This window comes from Halopelagius fulvigenes (genome assembly GCF_042662625.1).
In the GTDB taxonomy this organism is placed as follows: domain Archaea; phylum Halobacteriota; class Halobacteria; order Halobacteriales; family Haloferacaceae; genus Halopelagius; species Halopelagius fulvigenes.
Genome location: NZ_JBHSXH010000004.1, coordinates 161,645 through 188,510, shown reverse-complemented (window position 1 = coordinate 188,510; position 26,866 = coordinate 161,645). Strand labels below are relative to the sequence as shown.

Below are 26,866 nucleotides of genomic sequence, written 5' to 3'. Positions count from 1 at the left end.
TTCACGGATGGTCTCTAATAGATCCTAATCACCTACGAGTCAACCCGGGAACGAACACCACTCGGGTACGCCCACTGCGACCACATTCGAGACCTCTCTATCGAACGGATTCGAGAGATGTACTGGCAGGTGATCCGGCATCTCCTCGACAAGGTCGCAGAGATAGAGGAGTTCTTCCGCGCCGGTATCGTCGCCATCGACATTATTGAGGCTGACCCTTTCACGGGCGATAGAACGGGCCATAAGGACGAAATCATCGGGACAAAAGAGCAAACCGACGAATATGCCTATCAATGGGCGACGGTCCAGCTGGTCGGCAATGCCGTCCCAGTCGTGCTGGACGCGCGCCCCGTCCGAAAGGGGGAGACACGACTGGAAATCGTCGAAGACTTGCTCAATTCGGCTGAGGAACTCGTTCACGTCGATAACGTGCTGATGGACCAGGAGTTCGATAGCCAGCATGTCTTGGAGATGATCAGCCAACGCGGGCTCTCTTACGTCGTTCCGAAGCGGATGCAGACCAGCGAGAAGGCCCAGGCCAAGCGGCTGCTCCAACAGAGTCGGGACCACTACGAGACCGACCAGAGGCTCCACCTCGACAAGAACGAATGGCACGAGACGACGCTGACATATCGTCGAAAGGAGAACTCCGAACACGATGACCACCAGCAGTACTCGGTGTTCATGACGAACCGAGGCAGCGGGCACCTTACTGAGTATGGTTATCGGTGGAGAATCGAGAGCGGCTACAAGTCGATCAAACGGTTTATGGCCGCGACAACCTCGAAGAATTTCGGGCTGTGGTTCTTCTACGTCGCGTTTGCGTGTCTGCTGTACTCGATCTTGCGCGCGATCGAGTTGCTCGTGCAGGTCGAATTGACCGGAGAATACGAGCATTCGCCACTCTTGACAGCCGACAATACACTGACGCTACTGAAGAAGGAAACAGGAATCGGATAATAAACGTTTTAGTCAGGGTTTCCGCAGCGTCTGAGTGGTAACACTGTCGGGAGTCGAGGAGATTCGCCCGTCTGGTTGGAAATATAATAAGAATGACCGTCCAGAGAGCGATTTGAAGCAGTTTCCGCTCGTTGATTCAGTCGAAACCACGCATCACATCCCTGCTATACCCACTGTAGTCTCTACTTCCAAATATTTGGATTACGTATAGCTTCATGTGGTTTATTTAGTTGGGATCTTAGTAGAATGTGCTGATTTCGTGAGGTAGCGGTCCTGTGTTGGCTGTTCGAGGCTCGACACATTCCACTTGCGCTTAGAACAATAAGCCCAAGTGGATTCGGCAGGGTCGGCGCCCTCTACCGACAGACGGCGCTTCCGCGGACAGAGGAGGCGTCCATCGAGAGATATCGCCCGAGAACACGACCACTGCTTCAGTGTGCGCCGAATTCGAAACCGCCCGCCCCGAACGCCGACTTCCGATCAGCGAGGGAGGGCGTGGGCGAGCAGTTCCGCCGGCGTCGGGGGTTCCTCGCGGTCGAGAGCGGTCCCGGCGAGCGAACTGTCGGCGGGGACGGGTTCTATTCCGCCGTCGCCGAGTTGGGTGCGACAGGACGTCCCCGGCGCGGTGACGACGCCGGCACCGCTGTCCGCTATCTGGTCGAAGAGGATGTCGCCGATAGACCGGCTCAGCGAGTAGTGCTCGGCCTCGTACCCGAAGGTTCCGGCCATCCCGCAACAGCCCGAATCGAGGGGCTCGACGTCGTAGCCGGCGCGACGGAGGACGCCGACAGCGTGATGGTCCTTCTTCTCCGCCTTCTGGTGGCAGTGTCCGTGGTAGGCGACCGATTCGTCGGGCGCCGCCCACGCGACGTTCTCGTCGAGTCGGAAGGCGTCCAGATACTCGCAGAGTCCGTAGGCGTTCGCGGCGACGGACTCGACTGCCGCGTCGGAACTCAGGTCGAGGGCGTCCGACTGGAACATCACGGCGTCGGACGGTTCGACCACGACCACGTCCCACCCCTCGCGGACGCGCGGTTCGAGTTCCGCCGCGTTCGCCTCGACGGCGTCGCGCGCGGCGTCCACGAACCCCTTCGACAGCGCCGGCCGACCGCTGTCGGTCCGGTCGGCCACGTCCACGCGGACGCCCGCCGATTCGAGGACGCGCACCGCCGCCTTCCCGACTTCGGGGTGACTGTAGTTCGTGTACGTGTCCGCGAAGAGAACGGCCCTCCGTTCGGCCGCCGCCTCGGCGGTGCGCGGGCCGCCTCGCTCTGCTCGCGCCTTCGCCGCTCGCTTTTCCGAGGCGGCGCAGCCGCCTCGCTCTTCGAACCAGTCCCGAAGCGTCTCCCGACGGAACTCGGGGAGCGACCGCTCGCTGGCTATCCCGACCGTCTTCTCGGCTATCGCGCCCGCGCCGGGGAGCGACTGCAGGAGGTTCGACACCGGCGCGAGGGCGCTTCCGACCGCGGCCAGCGTGTCGAAGTTGGCGAACAGCTTGTCTCGGAAGCTCGCGCCGCGTTCCTGATGCCGTTCGTGCATCACCTCGGTTTTCAGTTTCGCCATGTCGACGCCGCTCGGACAGTCCCGCTTGCAGCCCTTACAGCCGATACAGAGGTCGAGAACCTCCTCGGCGAACTCGTCGTCTGTCGGGTCGTCGGGCAGGTCGCCGCTCATCGCCTGCCTGAGGAGGTTCGCCCGGCCGCGCGTCGCCGTAATCTCCTCGTCGGCGGCCCTGTACGTCGGACACATCACGCCGCCCGTCGTCTCCTGCGACCCGCGGCATCCGCCGCACCCGTGGCAGAGTTCGACCATCCCCCGCATGCCGTTCTCGTTCTCCCAGTTCAGCGAGGGGTCGAACCCGGCGTCGTACTCGTACTCGCCGTCGTACCGCAGGTTCTCGGTCATGTCGTGATCGCCGCAGACGTTCCCCGGGTTGAGCAACCAGTCCGGGTCGAACGCCGACTTCAGATCGCGGAACGCCCGCCACAGGTCGTCACCATACAGTTTGCGGTTCCACTGGGTGCGGGCGTGGCCGTCGCCGTGTTCGCCCGAGACCGACCCACCGAACTCGACGACCATGTCCGTCACCGCGTCGGCGATGGCCACCATATCCTCGCGGTCCTCGGCGGCCTTCGTGTCGACGAGGGGTCGAACGTGGAGGACGCCCGGTCCGGCGTGCGCGTAGAACGCCGCGTCCGCGTCGTGCCCCTTCTCCGTGAGGAGCGACTGGAAGCGTTCGACGAACTCGGGGAGGTGTTCGGGCGGAATCGCGCAGTCCTCGATGAAGCTGATGTGCTTCTCGTCGGACGTCCGCGAGAGGAGAATCGGGAGCCCGGCCTTCCGGAGCGTCCAGAACATCTTCCGTTCGCCCTCCTCGTGGGCCTCCAACCCGGCGAACGCGATGGTCTCCTCTATGGCCGGCCGGTCCTCGGGCGGCGTCGCCTCGGTGTCGGTCCCCGGTACCCTGTCCGCGAGGAGGCCGGCGGTACGTTCGCGGCCGTGGTCGTCGTCCTCGGCGTAGAACTCGACGAGCAATGCCGCTTGGGCTTCGTCCGGCACGAGCGACGCCGCCTCCTCGAACTCGGTCGTCTCCCGGGCCAACCCGAGTAGCACGTCGTCGACGAGTTCGACCGCCGCCGGGTCGTGTTCGAGGACGTACTGGACGTCGGTCACGGCGTCGAGGACGCTCTCGTAGAACAGCAGCGACACCGCCTTCGTCTCCGGGACGGGTTCGAGCGACACCTCCGCCTCCGTGACGACGGCCAGCGTCCCTTCGCTCCCCGCGAGCAAGCGTGCGAGGTTGACCGTCCCGGTTTCGGCCTCCTCGACGAGGACGTCGAAGTTGTACCCGGAGACGTTGCGCTTCAGTTCGGGGAAGCGCTCGCGAACCTCGTCGCCCTCCTCGTCGATGACTCGGACGACTTCCGCGTACACCCGTTCGAGGAGCGACCCCTCCCGGTCGGCGTCCGCGCGGAGTTCGGAAACGGGCGTCTCGCCCAGCGTTTCGACCGTCCCGTCGGCCAACACGACTTCGCACTCCTCGACGTAGGCGTCGGTCTTCCCGTACTTCAGCGAGTGTGCGCCCGTCGAGTTGTTTCCGATAGCGCCGCCGATGGCGCTGCGATCACCCGCAGCAGGGTCGGGCGCGAACTTCAGTCCGTGCGACGCGAGCGACTCGTTGAGTTCGCCAAGCACCGCTCCGGCCTCGACGCGGGCCCGTCGCTCGCCGGGGTCGATGGAGACGATATCGTCCATGTGGCGGGTGAAATCGAGGACGACGGCCTCGTTGACCGCCTGCCCCGCGAGGCTCGTCCCGCCGCCGCGAGGGAGGACCGGAATCTCTCGCTCCGCGCAGTACGCGACCGTCGTAGCGACGTCCTCGGTCGATTTCGGGAAGACGACCCCGATGGGCGTCATCTCGTACGCGCTCGCGTCCGTCGCGTACAGTTGGCGCGTGTACGCGTCGAATCGGACGTCGCCCTCGACGCGTTCTCCGATGTCGTCTACGACCGCCGGCCGGGCCACGTCGTCGTCGACGAAGTCGTACGTCGCCCGACGGTCGGTCGTCGCGTCGTCGGTGCCGTCCCCCGCGTCGAATCGGGTGTGAGAACTCGCAGTCATCCTCAGTTGCCCACCCCGAACGGATCCTCGCGCGTCCGGCGACGAGACGGCGCTCGACGGACCTGAGACCGCCTTCGCTCGTCGAACGCAGTCGTGCCGTCGCCCGCCTGCCCGTCGGGTTGCATCATTGCGTAGATTTCCCGCTCCGTCCGTCATAAACATTACCCAAAATAACGCTCCTTCGGCCGAATTTGTCACGTCGTTATTCCGTCGCAGTGAGCGATTTACGGCCCGATATCGCCCGAATAGGGTTTCGGACGGACGCTCCCTCGGACGAGGGCGTACGCGGTGAGAACATCGACGCCAGTACGAACGGTTGTCTCTCGCCCTCGTTCGTCGCGACGAGTCGCTCAGATCGCCAGACCGAGTCGGTCGGCGGGAGTCCGCGTCGAGAAGTCCGTTCGATAGAGTAAATGCGCTCGACCGTGACCACCGAATCACGATGCCGGACGGAACGCGTCGGGTCGCGGTCGAACTCGCCGATCTGGACCCCGCGTGGCTCTCGGTCCCCGCGGGTCTGCTCGCGGCCGGGGGGATTCTCCGATTCGCTCCGCTGGCGGATGATGCGTCCCTCATGCTCGCTATCACCGTGTTCTGCGTCGCCCTCTGGATACGGTCCCCCGTCGAACCGTGGTTCACGGCGCTCGTCTGTATCGGACTCGTCGGCGTCGCGTTCTCGACGGAGTTGGCGCTGACGGGCTTTCGGTCGCCGGCGACGTGGCTGGTCGCCGTCGGCATCCTCGTCGGAGAGGCGGCCCGCCAGAGCGGACTCGCGGAGCTGGTCGAGGCGTTCACCCGCGACCGGATGCCCGACCGGATTCTGACCGACGCCGTGGTCGCGTTTCGGTATCTGCTCGTCTACTTTTGCTTCGCCAGCCTCGCGCTCGCGGTCCTAATTCCCTCGGCGCTCGTTCGAGTGCTCATCCTCGGCCCCATCTTACTCTCGCTCGGCGACGTGTTCACCGAACGCCGCGCGAAGGTCGGCATCTTCCTCGGACCGCTATTCGCGACGTTTTACGGCTCCTCCGGCGTGCTGACGGGGTCGCTGGCGAACATCATCGTGACCGGACTGGTCGAGTCGAGCGGCGGACCGGCCATCTCGTGGACCGAGTGGCTGCGGTGGCTCGGCCCCGTGATGGGCGTCGGACGCGTCCTGTTGGTCGTCGGCGTCACGTACCTCCTCTATCGCCCGCGCGACCGGGACGCCGTCGTCGCCCCCGAACGGACCGAGAGCGTCACCGCATCGGCCGACGAGATGCGGATGCTCGGATTTCTGCTCGTCGGCGTGGCCATCTGGGCGACGGACTTCCTCCACGGCCTGCACCCGCTGTTCGGTGCGCTCGCGGTCGTGTTGCTGGCGTTCGCGCCGCGAATCGGCGTCGTGGACGCCGACGCCGTCGCCGAGGCCGACTTCTCGATTCTCTTCTTCTTCGGGGCGATATTCGCTATCGCCGAGGGCCTCCGACGGATCGGGTTCACCGACCTCGCCGCGAGGGAACTCCTCTCGTATCTTCCGAGCGACGCGTCGCTCCCGGTGATACTCGGGTTCGTGGTCGTGGTTTCGCAACTGCTCGCGCTGGTGATGGAGGGGTTGGCCGTCGCCAGCGTCCTCACACCGGTTCTCATGTCCTTCGCGGCGAGTGCCGGCGTTCCGCTGGTTCCGGTCGCGATGATGGAGGCCGTAGCACTCAACACGTACTTCTTCCCCTACCAGTCGGCCGTCCTCGTCGCCATCCTCGGGATGGGCGTCGTAGACGGCGTGGAATTGGTGCGAACGTCGAGCGCAATCGCTCTCGGGACGCTCCTGCTCCTCGTCCCGATTCAGATCGGCGTGTTCGTCCTCTTCTTCTGACCGCCCGCCTCCGACGCCTTCCGGATCGGCGACTCGTTCCTCCTGGGAGATTCGGACGAAGCGTGGATATAGAAGAGAACTGTGAGCGTCCGGTGTCGGAAATAGTTACGGTGTTCCATTACTCTAATAGGGGTGTAATGAAGGGCTCAGCGACGAATGCCGGAACACTCGTCGATTAAATCACAAGTCGTCGCTTCGGGGAAGACGCCGGTGGTGTCGGATCCCGAACGGAGTCATTCACGTCTCACGAGACTGTTTTCGACGTAATTCGTCTCACTCTCGGGCGTGTAAGAATCGATATCGTGGTCCTCGACGACTTGGTTCGGTTCTCCTATATCCTATATCGATATACTACCTTCTGTTGTGCGCGGGTCTACAACCTCGGAGGATGATTCCGGTGTGGTTATTTCAGAATATTTGTATGTGGTAAATCAGTCAGCACTGTTGTATTGAACGGACGGTTGTATCCGAAAACACCGCCAGAATTGTGTCTGCCGCACGATAAGGCGTTGATGAGAATGAGGGAATCCGTCGACGATATCCAGAAATTCTACGATTCGTACGGTCGAAACGAGTGGCAACGGCTCAAAGAGAGTATCGACTCGTCACAAGCGTTCTCGTAGATACCTCGTTACTAGTGCGTTTGACGAGGAACTCCGGCTGAATTCCGGCGACGAATGTCCATAAGTATTTAAACATCTACTATCCGACACGTATTCAAAGCCTCACTGAGCGTGCTACTAGTATGGCCCGCCCTCCACTCCGAATCAACCGACGTACACTCGTCGCGTTCTTGCTCCTTGGCGTCGTGCTTCTCGCAGCTCTCTGGGCGTCAGGGGGTGCGATAGGAAACACGAGCCCCTCAGTCGACGCTAACGTGACCGAGCGCTACCGCTCCATCGACGCGCTGACTGGAACGCAGACGGTCACGATGCAGACTAACGGCACCGTCACATCTCGGAACGTCGCCACCGTCACGCTCGTTCCGGGTACCGACCGGAAACGGATCCGCTTCGAAAACGCGTCGGACCGGCGGTACGAACTGCAGGTCTCGAACGGGTCGACGCTCTGGCTCCACGATACCGACCGAGACGCCGTAACCGCCGTCACGCTGACGGGACCACCGACCCAGTCGCACACGGCTACCCGGATCCAACAGATCGTCGCGGCCGCGGGGCTGACCGACGACACGGGCCGGCCGCAATCCATCGGCGTGTCGCCGTTGCCCGTCTTACCGCGACAGACCGGTGTCGCCCCCGACGTGGACGAGAACCGTAGTTACGCCGTCGAATTCGTCGAGACCGATACCGTCGGCGGGCAGGAGACGTACGTGCTCGACATCGTCCCCGCGACCAATCGGAGCGAGGCGCACTACAGACAGCGACTGTGGGTCGACACCGAACGGTTCTATCCGCTGCGCAAGCAGACGGCGTGGACTGCCGACGGCGCCCGGCGGTCGGTAACGACAACGTACACGAACGTGACGTTCGACGCGCAGGTGCCGGCGGGCGCGTTCCGACCCGAACTAGACGCCAACACGACAGTACGGCGGCCGGACGTCCCGAGCACGGAGTGGTACCGAAGCAGCACCGCCTTGGAGGCGCAGAGTTCGCTCTCGGTGCCGGATCCGACCGTACCGCCCGCGTTTGAACTGGTGTACGCGACGCGAACGACCGGCCGCATTGACGGGGTCGGACTCCGCTACGCCTCGGAGGGACGCGAACTCACAGTTGCGAAGTTCAACTACACCCTCGACATCGACCCCGACGAACACGAAGTGACGCTCGACGGCCGGCCGGCGACCCTCGACTACGGGTCGAGCACATCGCTCTCGTGGAACTGCAACGGGTACGGCTACACCGTCCGGGGGAACGGCGTCGAAACGGACCGTCTGATCGAAGTCGGCCGGTCGGTGGGCTGTCCCGCCTGAGACCGCGCGAGTTTCTGGGTCAGAAACTCGTCCCCCTTTTATATCTTGTAACGGCCCGTCGATCGAAGTGCGATGGGTTCAGACGAACTGACGACGTGCCCCCACGCCCGAAGTCTGGGGATGTGCCCTCTGACAGCACGATTCATCCCATCGCAGTCTCCGTTGACGTATCTGCCCTTCCAAAGTATCGCGGTACTGCCCCCACAACCCCGCGGTACTTCTAGAACTGGTCGCTACGACCGTCGGTGTTCAGAACCAGCGGGTCTTATTAATCCATCAGGCAGTTATTCGACCGAAACGTGAGTGAGGATCCTGCGCTGGATGATCTTCTCGATGTCCTCAGCGACGAGTACGCCCGAGACATCCTCGCAGCGACGAGTATCAAACCAATGTCCGCACAACAGCTTGTCGACGAATGTGAGATGTCCAAACCGACGGTCTATCGCCGGGTGAAACGATTACAAACGTACGGGCTCCTCGACGAACAGACCAAGATACGGACCAGTAACAACCACTACAGCGTCTACACGGCCACGCTGTCCGAGGTCTCTATCACGTTGGAGACAGGCTCCTTCGAGGCGGCCGTGACGCGCACCGACACCGAATCGTTCCCCGGCGAACAGGAGAGCGACACCGCCGACCGCTTCACGAAGATGTGGGAGGACCTCTGAGATGGTCTCCGTGGCAACCCTCATCGACTGGGCGATCATTGCGCTCGCCCTCGGGTCGACGCTCGTCGGTAGCTACGTGGGATATCAGGCCTACCGCGGGTATCGCCGCCACGACAGCCGAACGATGCAAGCGCTCTCTCTGGGGCTGTTTTTCCTCACGGCCGTCGCGTTCGGTATCGCCTTCGTCGGCTCGTTTCTCCTCCGCGAGGGGTACCTCGGTCTGCAGTACCAGCAACCGCTTACGCTCATAACGCGGCTGTTTCAGTTCCTCGGAGTGCTGCTTATCGCCTACTCGTTACATTCGCGGGGGTAGCCCGCTCGCACGGAACCGCGGATGGGTTCTCTCCCGTCTGTTCGACGGACCGCTCTGCCGAAGTCCCCGTAGATTTCATCCGTCGAGTCGAATACAGAGAACTACTCTCGTCGCCTCAGGAGAGATCGTGGCGTCCGATCTCGTGCGAATCGCAAACCGGACACACATCGGTAGTTGAAGAAACGATCGTTCCGCAGTGGCGACACTCGTAGAGTCGGTCTTCGGTTCGTGAACGCCGGAGGAGTTGCCGGAGGGTCTGAATCATTAGTTAGCCTCGGTTAGCACGATCTGGGATATTCGGATACTCACTCCACATCGAATCTGCAGCCCTCACAAGGTCGTCAATAAGACCATGAGATGGACGATTCTCGGATCTGGGGTGCGGACAGTCTCTCTGCGTTTGGTGTGACGGATCCATCGGTCTAAGGAGATGAAATAGACGACGAGTTGGGGTAAGTCGTCTTTACGAGGAACAACTACCGCGAGGGGGATATAGGTCAGCCAAGCACAGCGGAAGTAAAGCCTTCTGGTGGGTTACCACGCACTTGGTCGAATACGGCTTGTCCAACAGCCAATGTTTGGTTCTCCGTTGATGCCTCTGCGACCTGTTTGTCACCGCCGACCTATCCAAGGAGTGAGACGGTACCGGTCATCGCCGTCGTACCGGTCTTGCAAGCGGAGGGTTGGACGGAATCGTCGCTGAGACGCGCTCCTGTGAACGCCTTACCTCTCAGGAAGGTGATAAACTGAACTATTAGAACAGCGGGTCTCCTGTGTGAAATCCGCTTCTTGCTCTCTTCTCCAGTTGAAGATACATTCTCACAATAGAGAACGAGGGGTATAGTTATATTACCTGAGTAATCAGATTCGTTGGATGTACGATCTCACCGGGTTCCAACGTGATCTATTACTCGTCGTTGCGGGTCTCGGCGAGCCGCACGGTCTCTCGATCAAGGAGGAGATGGAGGACTACTACGAAAAGGAAGTACACCACGGACGTCTGTATCCGAATCTCGACACCCTCGTAGAGAAAGGGCTGATCGAGAAAGGTGAGCGTGACAAGCGAACGAACTACTACACCCTGACCGGAAGGGGGAACCGCGAAATCACCGCTCGTCAGGAGTAGGAAGCCGAGTATCTCAGCGGCTGAAGGTTCCAAGTAGCGCTCCACTGAGTACTAGCAGTCCCCTCTCTAAACGGACCGAACGAGGCCGCTCGAAGGGTGTACCGTCGGATTACGAGTTCGTACTGAGTTCTGGAACAATCGAGTTCGTCCACTGGCGTCGGTTGAGGAGCGCCTGCTCCCCTCGGTCGGACACTTCATAGTAGTTCGTCCGCCGATCGAGTTGCCCTTTCTCTACGTAGCCCTCTTCGACGAGCGTATCGAGGTTCGGGTAGAGGCGACCGTGGTTGATATCGTCGTGGTACTTCTCCATCTCCTCTTTCACTTCCTGTCCCGACGGCTCATCGAGGCCAGCGATCACGGTCAGAAGGTCACGCTGGAAGCCAGTGAGGTTGAACACCTGCTCCGTCATACAGAGGTAAATCAACGGACATGATAAAAAATCATCTGCCCAATATTCCTTACTTTCCAGTGTATCATAGAATACGGAATTTCGCAAGTGAGTGGTAAAGACTCCTGCAAGAGAGCAACGGTGTATACCGATACGCTACGTGACAGTATAGGATACAGTACTGCTCTCACTTTGGAGGCCCGGTACATCAAAGAGCCCCGCGTTTCCGAGAAATCGCCGAATCACTGCTCCAACCATCCGCACCGTCGATGGTGGTGTGCTGCTCGATTCCGTGGCGTCGATGGCATCGACAGCGGTTGACTTCGGACTATTAGACACCTCCTCGTGCCCGGTCTTCGCTGGGTGAGAGAAGCGCTCATAAACGGTAGCTGAGATCGTAACCCAAATACCGTGAGTTATATTTTCTGCTCGGGCGTATTACTCACACGAGTACCCATGACTGCGAACGACGAGCGAATTCGTACGACGCACATCGGTAGCCTCCCCCGACCGCCGGAACTACTCGATCTTCTGAAGAAGCGCCAGGACGGTGAGGACATCGACGCCGACGAGTGGGATGCGACCGTCGAGGATGCCACGCGCGATGTCGTCGAGCGTCAGGCCGAGGTCGGTCTCGATGTCGCTAACAACGGCGAGCAATCCCGTGTCTCGTTCAACTGGTACGTCGCGGACCGCCTCAGCGGTATCGACGGCAAGCGCGAACAGGAACTCTGGGCGGACCTCCAGGAGTTCCCCGACTACGCTACGGAGACGTTCAAGACGGACGTTATCGACCTCTCGATGCAACCCGTCGTTACCGGATCCGTCGAGTACACCGGCCACGACGAGGCTGAGGCTGAACTCGAGGAGTTCCGCGCCGCGCTCACAGCGGTCGACGCCGAATTCACGGAGACGTTCGTAACCTCGGCGTCGCCCAGCGTCGTCACCGCCACGCACGTCAACGAGTACTACGACTCCTACGAGGAGTTCCTCTTCGCCGTCGCGGACGCGATGGCCGAGGAGTACGAACTCGTCGCCGAAACCGGGATGACGCTTCAGATCGACGCGCCAGAACTCCTCACCGTCGGCCACACGGCGGCGTACGCCGACGAACCCCTAGCGGAGGTCAAGGAAGCCACGCGACTCCACGTCGAGGCACTCAACGAAGCGCTGTCGAACGTCCCTGCCGAACAGGTCCGACTGCACACCTGTTGGGGGAGCTACGAGGGTCCCCACCACCTCGACACCGACTTAGTCGAGATGCTGCCGGTGATTTACGAGGCAGACATTACCGGACTCAGCGTCGAGCAGGCCAATCCCCGCCACCAGCATGAATACCGCGCGTTCGCCGAGCAGCCGGTTCCTGACGGGTGGACGCTGATCCCGGGCGTCGTCGACGTCAAGACGAACATCGTCGACCACCCGGAGACTATCGCGGACCGCTTAGGGCGGGTCGCCGACGCAGTCGACGACTCGACGCCGCTCGTCGCCGCGCCGGACTGCGGCTTCGGCACGCAGGCCGGACTCGGGATGGTCGACCCCGAAATCGCGTGGGCGAAGCTGGAGGCGCTCGTCGAGGGTGCCGAAATCGCGACCGAGCGTCTCTACTGACCGACGCTCTACAGAGGTATAGTCGGTACGTGATTCTATTCATTTCTGAGGATTTCCACGGTGCCGGGATTTCGGATTTTAAGCGGCGCAACGCTCCTATTCAGGCCCAAAGGCTGCGATATCGGCACCCACTGTCGCTAGTGCGTCGGCGGGGTTCGGGTCGCTGTCGGCCAGATGCGTGTATCGGTGCTCCGGGATGCTCGATAGTGCCGCCGTGACGGCCTCGCTGTACGTCTCGACGCCCGGTTCCGTCGGGTCGTCGCCGCCCCAGACGTCTCGGATGACCGTCATCGAATCGATGCGCACTTCCAGCCTGCGTGGCTCGTAGCGAGCCAACAGTTCGGAGAGGCCGAGTTGGAGGGCGACGTACTCGGCGGTGTTGTTCCCCGTCCGGGAGCCGACGGGTCGGCCGAGACGCGCGAGTTGGTCCTCCGCGGCGTCCATGATGACAGCGCCCGCACCTGCGGGGCCGGGGTTGCCGCGCGAACTGCCGTCGACGTAGAGGACGAACGCGTCGCTCGTTGGCTCAGAGATCGGTGGCCGGCTGAGTCCCGACTCCAGCAGGCTTTCGAGCGCGCGACGCAACTCGTCCGGGGTGGTCGCGGGATCGAAGAGACCGCCGTAGCCGGGGACGGCATCGTCGATGACGTCGGTGGCGGCCGCCACCTCGTAGCCGACCCCCGCGAGTACCTCGTCGACGAGCGTTGCGAGCGGCGAGAGGTGTTCGGCCGGGAGGGTGTCGTCGGTCACGCTACTCCCCTCTTCGGACATCGGTTCTGGGCGCTCACATCCTCGCTCCCGGTTACTCTCGTAGGCTGGTCACACCACTGCATACGGGTTCTCGGTGGTCGAGCGGGATAATCTCTTCAGGTGGTTGCCGGTGGCGGGCCGTTCTGAATCAGTTGGCCCCCTTGCGTTTCTCAGCGGCTGATACGAACGGCCTGCTGGATATAGACGCTGTATTCACCGACGTATGTAGGCCGCGTCCAGTACTGGGCCGGGGACCGATTCGTGTGTTCTAGTCAGTACACCCGACAAGTCGTTACTGACTAAAGATTTCAACAGCGCCGGTGCTCAGCCGTTGACTACCGACCGACGAATCGTTGATAGAACGTCGTCCGAACTCCGTACGCCAAGTAACCGGCCAGTGCGAGCGCTAAGACGAGTGGGATGAGAGGCAAGATGAATGACGAAGAAAATCCGAACAGTGGCACCCCAACGACCCCGAGTATGACCATACCGAGGGTCGTGACGAGACTAAATGTGAGAACGAACAAAATCAAAAGGACAACAAATTCTGTAGAGCGGTCTCCGCTACGTTCCGTATCAGTCAGGAGATAGCCGGCAATTGCCCCGAGACCCACGGCCACGACGATCCCAGGCCCACCACTGATACTATAGTTCGTTTGAGTTGCAGCGAGATATCCAGCGTATGCGATGAACCCGATGAATCCCATCACCAGCCCAGTAAACGCACCTTTGACCGCGCCGAGGAGTTGGGTCCGATGACGACGGTACCACTTCGGGTCGACTCGATAGGCGAGTAGGTACGAGCCGACGAAGACCGCAACCGCCGTGAGAGTTGGGAGGACGAAGTACGGCGTCGAGAACAATTGGTCTCCGAGGAGCCATTGGAATGCCATTGTCGGGACGATAGCGAGCGTCCAGCCTGCGAGAAGCGACCCGACGAATACCACACGGTTACGATGCGCCGACGCCAACGTCGCGGCTCGACCGCTAGTCACCCACCGATAGCCACTAATGCTGCCAACGAGGAGACCCAGCGGGGCCGCAAATTGAATTGATGCCACCCAATCAGGTGGAAAGAACGCGTCCGTCGATGCGCGGTAATAGTTTCGGAGAAGTCGACCGAGCGTATCGAGGACGAACGTCTGAACCAGACCCCACTGAAGCGCAGTCACTAACGCCTGGTTCTTTGTGGAGGGTCCATCTGGGGAGGGCATATCTAGGCTATCTCTACCTTCTGATTAGAACGTGTTGATGAATTGTCGTAGCCAAAGCCCGCGTGTGTAGCGTCTCAGGTCGGTCTCAAGCTCCACATATCTCCAAATGGGGCGTCATCAGCGTCGCCAACTCCAGTCAACGAAGCCTACCAGTTATCAGAAGCGGGATGCCAAGCGACCGAGAACTTGCCTGTACTACCCCTTCACAGATCGGTTCTGTGAGCGTCGTCTCTACCGCACTCCGCAAGTCGTCGCTGCGCGATAATCCGAAGAAGAAGGTAGGAGGGAACCGCGCCGGGAAGGAAAATGCTGATGATTCTGACAACGAAACCGGCAAGTCGATCGGAATGCCAGCGAGATACCACCGCTAAGCGGGAGATCGACGCCGTGTAGGCCCTCCTCCGTGACGGTGTGCGCTTCGCGGACGACACTTCCAATGGTCGCCTCCTCGTCGTATCCCCGAATCACGGCAAGTGCGTCCGTTCGCACGCCACCGTCGGCCACGGTTCGGTTCGCCTCGCCCGACTCGGCCGTCCGTTCAATCTTTTCGCAAGTATTTCCACGCGAAGAATAGGGATTCCCGTGCGAAATAGAGCGTACAGGACGGATTAATGTGTTAGTATCTGGATAGTATCCGCTCCGTACCGATGCTCCAACTAGTGGGAACGGCGCGTACGCCGCCACCGGGTGTACGTTCCGAGAGGAACTGTCGACTTTCCGCGGCCGACGGAGTCCCGCCCGTTTCGCCGTCTCGGAGAGCTCCGATCTTGTCACGGCAACTAGCGGTTGGAAGGCGTCTGAACGCTACGACGCCGGTTCCCGCCCGGAGGCATCGGTGAAGGTATATACGGTTATCCCTGAACGAAACAGAGGTGAGATACCATTCTACGAGTTGAGTTTCGAACGACTCCGACGGGGGTGATGTCCAAAATCGCGAACACGCTCGACGAGGTTCGGAGCATCGAACTCGACAACGCCTTCTACGTCGAGGACGGAAAGTGGATCGAGTCGCTCACGATCTCTGCGACGGAGGATTTCGACCCGGCGGAACTCTTGAGCGGAATCTCCGGGACGTCCCTCTTCTATACGCGCACGATTCCGACGGGTCCGACCGACGTGACGGTGAAGCGCCTCACGCTCCTCGCGAACGAATCTTACCCGTTCATTTTAGGGATCGTACTTCGGAAAGAATCCATCCCGAACCGGATCGTCTACCAAGACGACCTGTTCGAGGTAGTCGTTACGACCCGCGAGTGGGAGGACTTTCGAGAACTCGCCGACGAGATCAAGGAGACGCTCGGGAAGTTCGAACTACAGAGCGTGAACCAGATCGAACAGCCGGGCGAACCCCTCGATAGCGGACGGTTAATGGAGGTGTTAACCACGAAGCTCTCCACCGAACAGCTGGAAATCCTGGAGACGGCTTACACACTCGGCTACTTCGACGTTCCCCGGGAGGTTTCGGCCAAGGAACTCTCCGAGGAACTGGACATCGCGCAGTCCACGCTGAGCGAGCGACTCCGTACCGCCGAACGGGCTCTGCTTGCACTGATCTACGGCCCGAACGATTTCTGAAGTACGGTTCCCCGCTCCGAGTCCGTGCAAACGTCAGGTGACAGACACTCCTTATAAAGAACGATCTTCATCATCGTCCTTCGGGAATATCTTGAGTGTAAATAACTCACAATGGAGGGGTACATGGAATCGAAAGACCATGACAAATCGGAGCGCTCGGGTACAGACGACCGATTCAGTCGGCGCGAATACCTCGCGGCGACCGCAGCCGGTACGGCGGCGCTGACCGCGCTGGCAGGGTGTAGTAACAGATCCAACGGTGGCGGAACGAGTAGCGGGCAGAGCCTCGAAGCGAAGGTCCCCGAGGGAGCGCCCGAGTCGGTCGAGACCAAGTACTGGCACGATTGGTCGAACATCGACGCGGAGAAGCCCCCGCTCGACTACACCGCGAAAGCGGGCGCAGTTCTCGATCCGATCCCGGTCGAGTTCTCGAGCGAAGACGACCCGTGGATGCGCGAACACGCGCTCATGGTGAAGCGGGCGGCGAACGACCTCGGCCTCTCCGTCTCGCTCAACGACCGGCCGCTCAACCAACTCTACGCGCAGAGTTGGAACACGCCGGGCCTGCAGGCCGTCATCTCGATGAGCACGCACGGCCCCGACCCGCAGCGAGGACTCGATCCGAACCCGCTACTGATGCGTCGGCACAAGGACAATCCCTCGAACTACGACAACTACTTCAATCCCGAACTGAACGAGGTTCTGGAGAAACAGCGAACCGTTACCGGAGACAAGAAGAAGCGCCAAGAGCTGGTTTCGAAGGCTCAGCGGATATTTGCCGAGGACGTCGGCGGTATCATCAGCCTGTTCCCGGACGTGATCACGGCGGCGAACCGGAAGAAGTGGAAGGGATACGTGAAGACGCCCGGTAACGGGCCGACCGGAGACTCGTTCCGGTGGACGGAAGTCAACCTCCAGCCGAAGACCGACGAGACGACGTACGTCAAGGGTGTGACGACGTCGATGAACTCCCTCAACCTCCCGTGGGCGGCGGGGGGTGCCGAGGAGAAACGCCTCAAGTACGTCTACGACGGCCTCTTCGACGCGAATCCGGACCTCGAAGTCGTGCCGGCACTCGCGACGAACGCTAAGTTCACGGACGACACGACCATCGAATTCGACCTTCGCGAGGGCGTCACGTGGCACGACGGCGAGTCGTTCACCGCGGAGGACGTCAAGTTCACCGTCGACTTCTACAAGGAGCACTCCTCGACCAGCCAGGTCCCGTTCTACGAACCGATCGAGAGCGCGGAGGTCCTCGGCGACCACAAGGTCCGCTTCAACCTGAAATACCCCGACGCCGCGTTCATGACGCAACGCGTCGTCCGCAGCGTCATCATCCCGAAGCACAAGTGGAAGGACGTCGACAACCCCTCCCAGCACAACCCGGAGAATCCGATCGGGACGGGGCCCTTCCAGTACGAGAGTTGGGAGCAGGGTTCGAAGCTCACCGTGTCGGCGAACAAAGACCACTGGCTGTTCGACGAGCAGACGCGCGGGAAGTACCTCGGTGACCGCCTCGCGAGCGGTTCCGGTATCGACGGCGTCGTCTGGGTGAACGTCGGCAACGTCGATTCCATGTTGGGGGCCCTCCAGCAGGGCAAGATCGACGCTATCGGGACGACGCTATCGAACGGACAGGCAGACCGGGCGGCGAAGACCGACGGCATCGAGAAGATGGTCGCCGACAACTTCGCGCCTCTCGACGTGAAGCTGATGTTCTCCTGTCCGCTCGTCCGGGACAAGGAGTTCCGCGTCGCCCTCGCGAAGGCGGTCGACAAGAAGGGGTTCACCGAGAGCGTGCTGCGGGGCAAAGCGACGGTTCCCAACGGCGAGAACCCGATCTCCCCGATCAACCCGTGGCACACCGAGGACACCCCGGAATACTCTCACAGCGTCGACGAGGCGAAGACGATCCTCAAAAAGGCGGGCTACACCTGGGACTCCGGGGGGAACATCCGCTTCCCGAACGGTGACGCCTGGGCCGCCTTCGTCGAGCGAATACAGACCGGAAACACGCACAAGCGCCGCGAGGAGCTCGGGCAATCGGACTTCTCGTAACTCGCCCACGCGACCACCCAAGCCGACCCAACTCATGGTCCCACACACAACGCCGTCGCGGAAGCGCCTCGCGTCGACACAGCCGCGTCATTACGCGCCGGGGTCTCCCCGGTCCTGTGACCGTCCGCGGGGTAAGCGACCAACGACAAGTCGAGATATGCATCCGATACCAGATACCACGAGAGCGACCGCACGCCAGTACACTGCGTGCGGCCGCCGCGCGCACGAACGACTTCGAGACGCACAGCCCGAAGTGACCACCAGAGACCAGGAGGTGGCGCGATGAGCGAGTTCCAGCGCTTCCTCGCAAAGCGGTTCGCCATCGCCGCGGTGCTGACTTTGGTGGCGGTTTCGGTCATCTTCGTCGTCCTGCGACTCCTGCCGGGGAGCCCCTTCGAGGCGCTCATCACGGCCGGCAACCTCACCGAACAGCAGGTCAACGAGATTATGGCCATGTACGGGCTGAACCAGCCCCTCTGGCAGCAGTACCTGACGTACCTCAAGAACATCCTCACGTTCCAGTTCGGGTACTCCATCCTCCAGAGCGAACCGGTCTGGCAGGTGATCCGACCGAAACTGTTCAACACGCTCATCCTGCTCGTGCCGGCGCTCGTTACGACGGCGGTTCTGAGCACGCTGCTCGGCATGTTCGTCGGGTGGAACCGCGGGAGCACGCTCGAGAAGTTCAGCATCATCACGACGACGTACCTCCGGTCGACGCCGGTGTTCATCACGGCGATCATCTTCGTGATCGTCTTCTCGTACACCCTGAACGTCGTGCCCGCGTTCGGAATGCGCGACATCACCGCGGCGCCCAGCGGGTTCACGGAGACGTACCTCTCGATGGACTTCCTCCACCACTACATCCTGCCGTTCAGCGTCGCCGTCCTCTACTACAGCGGCGACTTCCTGCTACTCGCGCGGAACGGCGTCATCGAGAAGAAAGGCTCCGAGTTCCTCAAACTCCACAAGGCGAAGGGGCTGACCGAACTCGAACAACTCGCTCGCGCCGGCAGAAACTCGATGCTGCCGGTCCTCACGTACTTCGCGCTTCGGCTCGGGATGATCTTCCAGGGCCTCATCCTGTTGGAAGTCGTCTTCGCGTGGCCGGGTATCGGCCGCGCCCTCGTCATGGCGATTCAGCAACAGGACTACCCCGTCGTCCAAGCGGCCGTGTTCATCATGGCGCTCGCGGTCATCATCGCTAACCTCGTCGCCGACGTCCTCTACGCGTACTTCGATCCGACCGTCTCGACCAGCGGAGGTGGGACCGCATGAGCGCGGAGTCGAAGAACGGTGCGGTCGTCTTCGAACGGGTCAACGCCTGGAAGCGCGCGCTGAAGGAGCAACTCGCGTTCATCCGCCAGGATAGGCTCGCGTTGGCGGGAGTCCTCGTCATCGGGACCTTCGTCGTCCTGGGCCTCTTCGGACCGGTACTCGCGCCGCACGACCCCATCGGGTACGACGTCAAGAACGCCGACGGGAGTATCATGCGGCTCTCGTCGCCGAACGCCGCGGCGCCGTTCGGCACCACGGCCTACGGGAAAGACGTCCTGAGTCAGTTCCTCGCGGGTGCGCGGCCGACGTTCATCGTCGGACTGTTCGGCGGCATCGGAACGGGTGCGATCGGTTTCCTCGTCGGACTCGTGAGCGGTTACTACGGCGGGTGGGTCGACGAGGTGTTGATGCGCATCACCGACCTGACGTTCTCGCTCCCGTTCACGCCGATGGCGCTGCTGCTTTTGACCTTCATGACGCCGAACATCTGGCTCATCACGGGCGTGATCGCCGCGTTCCTCTGGAAGATGCCGGCACGCGTCGTCCGCTCTGAGGTCCTCTCCGTCCGCGAACGGACGTTCGTCAAGTCCGCGCGCGCGAGCGGAGCGAGTAACCTCCGGACGATGTTCTACCACGTGGCACCGAACGTCCTGCCGATCGGCTTCCTGTACACGGCCTACGGTGTCGCGTGGTCCATCGCCGCGCAGGCGAGCCTCGCGTTCCTCGGCTTCGGCGATCCGACGACGACGAGTTGGGGTCGGATGCTCCGGATGGTGTTCACGTCCGGGAACATCCGCATCGCCTGGTGGTGGGTCCTACCGCCGGCTATCGGCATCGCCGCCATCACGACTTCGGTGTTCCTCGTCGGCCGTGCCTACGAGGAAGTCATCAACCCAGAAATTCAGACAGAATCATGAGTCTCCTCGACGTCACAGACCTCAAGGTCACGTACGACACGCAAGACAGCAGCGTTCACGCGGTCAACGGTATCTCGTTCAGCATCGACGAAGGCGTCAACTACGGACTCGCCGGCGAATCCGGGTCCGGAAAGTCGACCGCGGCCGAAGCGATACTGGGCCTCCTCCCCGACAACGGGAACGTCGAGGGGGGCCAGATCGAGTTCAAGGGCGAGGACCTGACGAACCTCTCGGAGCAGGAACGCCGCGACATCCTGTGGGAGGACATCGCGTACATCCCGCAGAGCGCGATGGACTCGCTCGACCCGGTGATGTCGACCGGCGCCCAGATCCGACAGGCGATCCAGAAACACCGGGACGTCTCGAAGTCCACCGCGCGGGATCGAGTGCGGGAACTCTTCGACCTCGTCGGACTCGACCCAGACCGGATCGACGACTACCCGCACGAGTTCAGCGGCGGGATGCGCCAGCGCGTCACCATCGCGATGGCGCTCGCTCTGGAACCCGACCTCATCATCGCCGACGAGCCGACGACCGGACTCGACGTCATCGTCCAGGACAAGATCATCGACAAGATCCTGGAGATTCAGGACCGGATCGACAGCTCGCTCCTCCTCATCACCCACGAAATCGGCGTGATCGCCGAGACGTGCGACGAACTCTCGATCCTCTACGGCGGGAAAGTGATGGAACAGGGGAGCGTCGACAACGTCCTCATCAACCCGACGAACCCCTACACGATGGGGCTGAAGAACTCGTTCCCGGAACTCGACGAGATAGGCACCGATCCGGTCTCGATCCCGGGTTCGCCGCCGAACCTCGACAGCGAGCCCACCTCGTGCGTGTTCGAAGACCGGTGTCCGTTCGCGACCGAGGAGTGCGCGGAGTCCCATCCCGACCCGGTCGACCTCCCGAACCGGAACCACAACTCGGCGTGTCACAACATCCGGAAAGCGGCGCAGATGCGAGAGGAAGCGCAGGACCCGGAAGCGTGGGGAATCATCGAAGAGGAATCGTCGGAGTCCGACGTCGGCGAGACCATCCTCGAGACGGAGGACCTCGAGAAGTGGTACCCCCAGAGCCAGACGATCCTCAGTAAAGTTCGGGGCGAGGACCCGAGCTTCGTCAGAGCCGTCGACGGGGTTTCGCTCACGGTACACCGATCCGAGGTCGTCGGCATCGCCGGTGAGAGCGGCTGCGGGAAGTCCACGCTCGGCGAGACGATGGCACTCCTCGAAGAGCCGACGGGCGGTGAGATCACCTTCGACGGGAAGTCCCACAAGTACTATCAGGACGGGAACATGAAGGAGTTCCGCCGGAAGGCCCAGATCATCTTCCAAGACCCCTTCGACTCCCTCAACCCGAGACAGAAGGTCCGGCAACTCATTGGGGAGCCGCTGACGATCCACGACTATCGGACCGACGAACGGGAGGCGGCCATAATCGAGACCCTCGAGAGGGTCGGGCTCACGCCGGCCCGGAAGTTCCTCGATCAGTATCCCCACGAGTTGTCCGGCGGTCAGCGCCAGCGCGTCGCCATCGCGCGGGCGCTCGTCCTCGACCCGGACTTCCTCATCTGCGACGAACCGGCGTCGATGCTCGACGTCTCGCTCAAGGTCAACCTCCTCAACCTGCTCCGCGACCTCGCCGATACGGAGGACATCGGAGTCGTCTACATCTCCCACGACCTCGCGAGCCTGACGCAGGTGTCGGACCGACTGGCCATCATGTACCTCGGTCGCATCGTCGAGGAGGGGACCGTCGAGAGTCTCGCGTCGCAGCCACTTCACCCCTACACGCGCTCGCTCCTCTCGGCGGCGCCGGAGAAGGACCCGTCGGCCGACCGCGAGCGAGTGCTCCTGGAGGGCGAGCCTCCGGACCCGGTGAACCTCCCGTCGGGGTGTGCGTTCGCGCCGCGGTGTCCGAAGGCCACGGACGAGTGTCGCCGCTCGGAACCCGGCCTCGACGCCGCGACCAGAGAGAACCACTCGGCGGCCTGCTACTTCCCTGAGGAGGAAGGGGTCGGCCTCGACGAGGTCGAGATCGACGCCCAGCAGACCGGCGAATCGCTCGGCGACTGACTCGCACCCTCGCTCCGCTACACACCCTTCCACATGTTCCTCGCCGTCGCCGACGCGCCGTTGTTCGACGCCGTTCGCCCCTCACGGGGAGTCGTGACGCTCGCCGGGGCCACGGCTCTCGTCGTACTGATGGGGCTCTCGGCGTTCCTCTCCCCCATCTCCGGGTTCGTGTTCAACCGAGCAGGCCGACTCGTCGAGGAGGGCGAGACGTTCCGCTTCGAGAACGTCGAGATCCACATCGAGTCGGTCGAACAGACGCGAATCAAGCGCGTGCGTATCGAACAGACCGAACCGACCGAACTGGACGGCGACCGCCCCGAAATCGGAGCGTGAGCGCCGATGGTACCCGTATCCCCCGCGTTGCGTCGCACGATCCGCCAGGGCGTCGGTATCGGCGGCGCTCTCGCCTCGATTCTCTGGACGGTCGTCACCGCGCCGCCGGCCGGCATGACGCCGGCGATGCAGACCGTGTTCGGTGTGTTCGGGTTCGTCCTCGTCCTGTGGTTGACAGCGGTGCTCCCGTACGTCGTCTCCTCGACGCTGGGCGTCACGCTCCTCTTCGCACTCGGTGCGGTCGAGACGTATCGAGCGGCGACGACCGGGTTCTCGTCGACGATCGTCTTCTTCCTGCTACTCGTCTTCCTTCTCGGGGAGGCCATCAGGAAGGTTGACCTCGACTCGTGGTTCGCGTCGCGACTCGTCTCGCGCGAACCGGGCGAGGCCAACCCGGTCCGCCTCGTCGCGCTGAACGTCCTCGCACTCGCGTTCGTCATGCCGTCGGCGGTCGCGCGGGCGATCACGTTCATCCCGGTCATCCGAGAGATGGCCGACGCGTACGGCCTCGGTCGGGGGAGCGTGTTCGAACGCTCCTCGTTTCTCATCATCGGGCACGTGAACCCCATCGCCTCGATGGCGCTCATGACCGGCGGCGGGATGGCCATCGTCACGTCGAACCTCATCCGTCGCGCGGGCCGGTCGGTCACCTGGGTCGAGTGGGGGGTGCTCATGGTTCCGCCCGTCCTCCTCCTCTACGGGTTGACGACGCTGACCGCGGAGTACCTCTACGCCGACGGGTCGCCGACGAGAGCGGCGGTGTCCGCGGGCGGCGGTCCCGGCGAGACCGCAGATGTCGACGTGGCGCCGACACTCACGACCGAACAGCGATTCGTCGGACTCGTCCTCCTCGGCGCAGTCGTCCTCTGGATCGTCGGCTCGTTCGTTGACGTTCCGACCATCGTCCCCGCAGTACTCGCCGTCGCGGTACTGTCGCTGCCACGAATCGGCGTCCTCACGAGCGAGGACGTCGCGAGCGTGAGTTGGGGAATCCTGTTCGTCGTCGGCGCGATGTTCTCCATCCTCGACGCGATGCGGTCGACCGGTGCGCTCGCGTTCCTCGTCGAGACGACGACGGGACTGCTCCCGCTTGCGACGTTCTCCGTCTGGCAGAGCGTCGCCGTGCTCTTGGCGCTGGCCGCCTTCGTCAGGATATTCTTCTCGACGGCCTCGGCCGCCATCGTGGTCTCTCTCCCGGTTCTCCTGCAGTTCGGCAGTCGGCTGGGGATCAACCGGCTCTATCTCGGCCTGTCCACCCTCATCATCGTCGGTTCGACGACGATCTTCCCATTCAACACGACGTCCGTCCTCGTGTCGCTCGATCGTGGACCGCTCTCTAACGTCGACGTCGTCTCGTTTGGTCTCGTGACGCTGGGGTACGCGGCGCTGGTCGTCGCCGTCTCCTGGCTCGTCTACTGGCCGACGGTCGCCCCATTCCTGTAGCGGCTCTCACCGACTCGAACCAGTACGGTTCCGTCGCGGCCGGTCCCGGTGTTTGGTACTTCATTTTACGGTTAGTAGCCGCTCGCCGCCCCGCATCTGATAACCGTACCGGACGAGAACGGTGGCGGTAGCGAACGCACGCCGTTGAATCTACCTACGTGTCTGCACCTTCACATAAGTGGAAATCCCATATCTAGAGTCCCCTCTCTACAGCCTCCCCATTCCCACAGTATCGAGACTTCAGCGTGTCATTCTACCGTGATAAATTCTATACCGCTATACAGACTCCATCAGGTTTGGAAGTTGAGACTACAGCCAGTATAGTGAACCTCCGATGCGTGGATTCCGACGAATCGAGGAAGCGAGACCGCTGCGATTCTCGGTCTGAGCGTCAATTTAGCAGAGCGGTCAGGAAAGCAGTCCCGGCGTTCAGTAAAGGTCGTGTCCCGCTTACCGAAGGCCGGTGAAATAATAGAATACCCCGAGTGTGAGGCTCGGAGCAACTGCCTGAATGAAGGAAAATTCCTCCCCAGAAAAGGCACTAACACCGAGGTAAATCACAAACGCGACAATACCCATACTAACAGCGTATTTCACTCGAGATGAGCTTCTAAGCCATGTATCGAGACGCTGGTAGAGGTTCGTCATCATCTGTCTGTACATCGGTTGTTCCTGTGCAAAATTTTGCGACATCGAAAACGAGCGGATAGAACGCTCGTACGCCGATCCAGAGGAGGTGGCGCCACCGCAGTATCCTCTCACGGTCGGGTCCGTGGCTCCGTAGTCGGATCGCGTGGACACTGTCCCAGTACTCCTCTGGAAGCACCGGCAGCAAACGAGAGCCGTACGCTAGCGAGAACGTGAACCGACGGGGGACGCCAACGTTCAACAGCGCCTTGCTCAGCCGTGAAGGGCTCATCGTAGTGAAGACGGTAACGCTCGTCGTGACAACGACGAACGGTAGATGCACACGACCCCTTCCCGAGTTCGGGACGATTGTGAGGGGCTTGACGCGGCCTACAACGTCCTGGGGATGAAGTCGCTTGCCGACATCAATCGCTGTCTCGCTACGAAAAAAGGCGCATCAACGCGCGATAACTCCCACGATCAAGACGCAGACCTACTGATTAGACATCTTTCCGCCTGAAAACGTTGGTAAACCGAGTGTACGTATCTTGCACGTTTATCTTCCCGGTCCGAATGTCACCACCATTTGAGCGCAGACGATAACTACGACCAATAATGTAACCTAGTATACAAATAAACAATACTATTAAGATCGGAAATAATGATACGATTGCGACAGAACGATGATAACACGACGCAAGCTCCTAAAATCGTCAGCAGTAGGTACAGCTATCGGGATCGGTACATTGACCGGCAGTTCGAGCGTCGCTGAGACGGGCGCATCGTTCGGCGACGGCGTGAACCTGCAACCGTCGTACTTCTGTGCGATGACATCCTACGAGAATCCCTGAGCCGGTGGTCCCGGTTGCATCCCCTTTCGATGTCTGCCGGATACGGAGCGATTAAAGGGAATCGGCAAGAGTAATGTTATCGATGGACAAGCGCCGCTACTTTAGAGCGTTTTACTTCGTCTACTTCGCGGCGTGGAGCGGGTTCGTCGTGTTTCGAAACGCTTACTTCGAGACTATCGGCCTCTCAGGTACCCAGATGGGAACTATCGGCTTTCTGCTAAAGACGGCCGGTATCGTCGCTCTGCCAGGATGGGGACTAATGAGTGACCGGTTTGGTGCGCAGAAACGCATTCTCCTCGTGAGCGTCGGTGTCTCGGGTACGCTCGGACTACTCTACCCGTACATTGGTGCGGCGTTTCCTCTCCTCGCTCTCATCACCGTCGCGTTCGCCAGCTTTCGCGCACCGATCCGACCGGTCGCCAACTCGATGCTCCTCTCTACGGGGTTGCCGTACGGGAGCGTCCGAGCCTACGGGAGCATCGCGTTCGGCATCGCCGCCCTAGGCACCGGACTGGTCAGCACGCACACGGGATCGGTCATCGTCTTCTACGGCTTCGCCGTCGGGATGGCGGTCCTTGCGGCGCTTCTGCTCAGGATTCCCGTGGACAGTCGCCCGCCGGCCGAAAGCGTCGGCCTCCGCGCTGCCTCTCTCGTTGCGAACCGCACATTCACTGTTCTCCTCGTCGCCGCGTTTCTCATGGGGACCATCTTTCCGGCGGGAAGCGCGTACCTCTCCGTCTACGTCCGGGCAATCGGCGGCAGCGACGCAATTACTGGGCTCTCCGTAGCGGCGAAGACGGCGGGGGAGGCGGTGGTCTTCCTCTTCGCCGCCCGGTTCGAGACGACCTACCGACGACTTCTGTTCACTGGAGCGGCGTTCCACGCCCTCACCTTCGGATTCTATGCCACCGTGCCGGCACCGTTCGCCGTCGTAGCGACGCAGTTGCTCCTTGGATTCGGCTACGCTGCGTTCATGCTCGCTGCGGTGAACCTCGCACACGAACTCGCCCCAGAGTCCATCGGAGCCACCGCGCAGACGTTCCTTACTGGCCTCGGCTTCGCCGCGGGCACCGGCGTCGGCGAACTCGCGGCCGGCCGCCTCATAGATCTCGTAGGCGTCGAGTCGATGTACGCCGCCGCCGCCGCCGTCGGCGTGGCCGTCGCCGCAGTCAGCGGGGTCGTGGATGGATCGCTCGGGGCCGACGGACTCGTCCCCACCGACGGGTGAGGTCCGACCCGAGACGACGACCTGGCCGACTCGGAT

Annotated in this window: 19 protein-coding genes and 1 pseudogene; 15 read left to right on the top strand and 5 right to left on the bottom strand. The window is 61.7% G+C overall.

All coding sequences use genetic code 11. The features are described from left to right. Positions 1–33: 33 nt before the first annotated feature. Positions 34–960, top strand: a pseudogene (locus ACFQEV_RS01415) (transposase); the annotation flags it as partial. 480 nt (positions 961–1,440) lie between these two features. On the opposite strand, the gene ACFQEV_RS01410 reads toward ACFQEV_RS01415, so the two are convergent. Both ACFQEV_RS01410 and ACFQEV_RS01405 read right to left on the bottom strand, forming a co-directional pair. Then, positions 1,441–4,581 (bottom strand): FAD-binding and (Fe-S)-binding domain-containing protein, encoded by a 3,141-nt coding sequence (locus ACFQEV_RS01410; protein ID WP_379692117.1) that lies wholly within the window; start codon positions 4,579–4,581, stop codon positions 1,441–1,443. 2 nt (positions 4,582–4,583) lie between these two features. Next, positions 4,584–4,709 carry a hypothetical protein gene (locus tag ACFQEV_RS01405; RefSeq protein WP_379692116.1) on the bottom strand — a complete coding sequence of 42 codons (126 nt, stop codon included), beginning with the start codon at positions 4,707–4,709 and terminating at the stop codon, positions 4,584–4,586. A gap of 314 nt (positions 4,710–5,023) precedes the next feature. On the opposite strand from ACFQEV_RS01405, the gene ACFQEV_RS01400 reads away from it, so the two are divergent. The 5 genes from ACFQEV_RS01400 to ACFQEV_RS01380 all read left to right on the top strand — a co-directional run bounded on the left by ACFQEV_RS01400 (position 5,024) and on the right by ACFQEV_RS01380 (position 10,473). Continuing rightward, a complete protein-coding gene (locus tag ACFQEV_RS01400) occupies positions 5,024–6,433 on the top strand; it encodes an SLC13 family permease (protein WP_379692115.1) in 1,410 nt (469 codons plus the stop codon). Positions 6,434–7,178: 745 nt separating this feature from the next. Further along, positions 7,179–8,363: a LolA family protein gene (locus ACFQEV_RS01395; RefSeq protein WP_379692114.1), complete on the top strand. Its 1,185-nt coding sequence runs from the start codon at positions 7,179–7,181 to the stop codon at positions 8,361–8,363. Between the two features lie 299 nt (positions 8,364–8,662). After that, entirely contained in the window at positions 8,663–9,034 is a 372-nt protein-coding gene (locus ACFQEV_RS01390) for a helix-turn-helix domain-containing protein (RefSeq protein ID WP_379692113.1), read from the top strand. A 1-nt stretch (position 9,035) separates the two neighbouring features. Continuing rightward, positions 9,036–9,347: a DUF7521 family protein gene (locus ACFQEV_RS01385; RefSeq protein WP_379692112.1), complete on the top strand. Its 312-nt coding sequence runs from the start codon at positions 9,036–9,038 to the stop codon at positions 9,345–9,347. A gap of 874 nt (positions 9,348–10,221) precedes the next feature. Continuing rightward, positions 10,222–10,473: a helix-turn-helix transcriptional regulator gene (locus ACFQEV_RS01380; RefSeq protein WP_379692111.1), complete on the top strand. Its 252-nt coding sequence runs from the start codon at positions 10,222–10,224 to the stop codon at positions 10,471–10,473. Positions 10,474–10,582: 109 nt separating this feature from the next. Here ACFQEV_RS01380 and ACFQEV_RS01375 read toward each other — a convergent pair whose 3' ends face one another. Then, positions 10,583–10,882 (bottom strand): PadR family transcriptional regulator, encoded by a 300-nt coding sequence (locus ACFQEV_RS01375; protein WP_379692110.1) that lies wholly within the window; start codon positions 10,880–10,882, stop codon positions 10,583–10,585. Positions 10,883–11,317: 435 nt separating this feature from the next. Here ACFQEV_RS01375 and ACFQEV_RS01370 point away from each other — a divergent pair, with 435 nt between their 5' ends. Beyond that, the gene (locus tag ACFQEV_RS01370; protein WP_379692109.1) at positions 11,318–12,472 is read left to right on the top strand and encodes a methionine synthase; all 1,155 of its coding nucleotides are present in this window, start codon (positions 11,318–11,320) and stop codon (positions 12,470–12,472) included. Between the two features lie 96 nt (positions 12,473–12,568). Here ACFQEV_RS01370 and ACFQEV_RS01365 read toward each other — a convergent pair whose 3' ends face one another. Next, positions 12,569–13,222, bottom strand: a complete 654-nt coding sequence (locus ACFQEV_RS01365) for a ribonuclease HI family protein (protein ID WP_379692108.1) — start codon at positions 13,220–13,222, stop codon at positions 12,569–12,571. Positions 13,223–13,557: 335 nt separating this feature from the next. Next, positions 13,558–14,436: a hypothetical protein gene (locus ACFQEV_RS01360; RefSeq protein ID WP_379692107.1), complete on the bottom strand. Its 879-nt coding sequence runs from the start codon at positions 14,434–14,436 to the stop codon at positions 13,558–13,560. 921 nt (positions 14,437–15,357) lie between these two features. On the opposite strand from ACFQEV_RS01360, the gene ACFQEV_RS01355 reads away from it, so the two are divergent. From ACFQEV_RS01355 to ACFQEV_RS01320, 8 genes are all read left to right on the top strand, one after another. Then, on the top strand, positions 15,358–16,011 hold the full coding sequence (locus tag ACFQEV_RS01355; protein ID WP_379692106.1) for a helix-turn-helix domain-containing protein: 654 nt from the start codon (positions 15,358–15,360) through the stop codon (positions 16,009–16,011). A gap of 123 nt (positions 16,012–16,134) precedes the next feature. After that, a complete protein-coding gene (locus tag ACFQEV_RS01350) occupies positions 16,135–18,072 on the top strand; it encodes an ABC transporter substrate-binding protein (protein ID WP_379692105.1) in 1,938 nt (645 codons plus the stop codon). 282 nt (positions 18,073–18,354) lie between these two features. After that, the gene (locus tag ACFQEV_RS01345; RefSeq protein ID WP_379692104.1) at positions 18,355–19,350 is read left to right on the top strand and encodes an ABC transporter permease; all 996 of its coding nucleotides are present in this window, start codon (positions 18,355–18,357) and stop codon (positions 19,348–19,350) included. Next, on the top strand, positions 19,347–20,267 hold the full coding sequence (locus ACFQEV_RS01340; protein WP_379692103.1) for an ABC transporter permease: 921 nt from the start codon (positions 19,347–19,349) through the stop codon (positions 20,265–20,267). The genes ACFQEV_RS01345 and ACFQEV_RS01340 overlap by 4 nt, the downstream gene beginning before the upstream one ends. Continuing rightward, positions 20,264–22,348 carry a dipeptide ABC transporter ATP-binding protein gene (locus ACFQEV_RS01335; protein ID WP_379692102.1) on the top strand — a complete coding sequence of 695 codons (2,085 nt, stop codon included), beginning with the start codon at positions 20,264–20,266 and terminating at the stop codon, positions 22,346–22,348. Before ACFQEV_RS01340 ends, ACFQEV_RS01335 begins: the two co-directional genes overlap by 4 nt. A gap of 33 nt (positions 22,349–22,381) precedes the next feature. Beyond that, positions 22,382–22,681, top strand: a complete 300-nt coding sequence (locus tag ACFQEV_RS01330) for a transporter associated domain-containing protein (protein WP_379692101.1) — start codon at positions 22,382–22,384, stop codon at positions 22,679–22,681. Positions 22,682–22,687: 6 nt separating this feature from the next. Further along, the gene (locus ACFQEV_RS01325; RefSeq protein WP_379692100.1) at positions 22,688–24,124 is read left to right on the top strand and encodes an SLC13 family permease; all 1,437 of its coding nucleotides are present in this window, start codon (positions 22,688–22,690) and stop codon (positions 24,122–24,124) included. 1,560 nt (positions 24,125–25,684) lie between these two features. After that, positions 25,685–26,830, top strand: coding sequence for an MFS transporter (locus tag ACFQEV_RS01320; protein WP_379692099.1), 1,146 nt, complete (start codon positions 25,685–25,687; stop codon positions 26,828–26,830). The last annotated feature ends 36 nt before the right edge of the window (positions 26,831–26,866 follow it).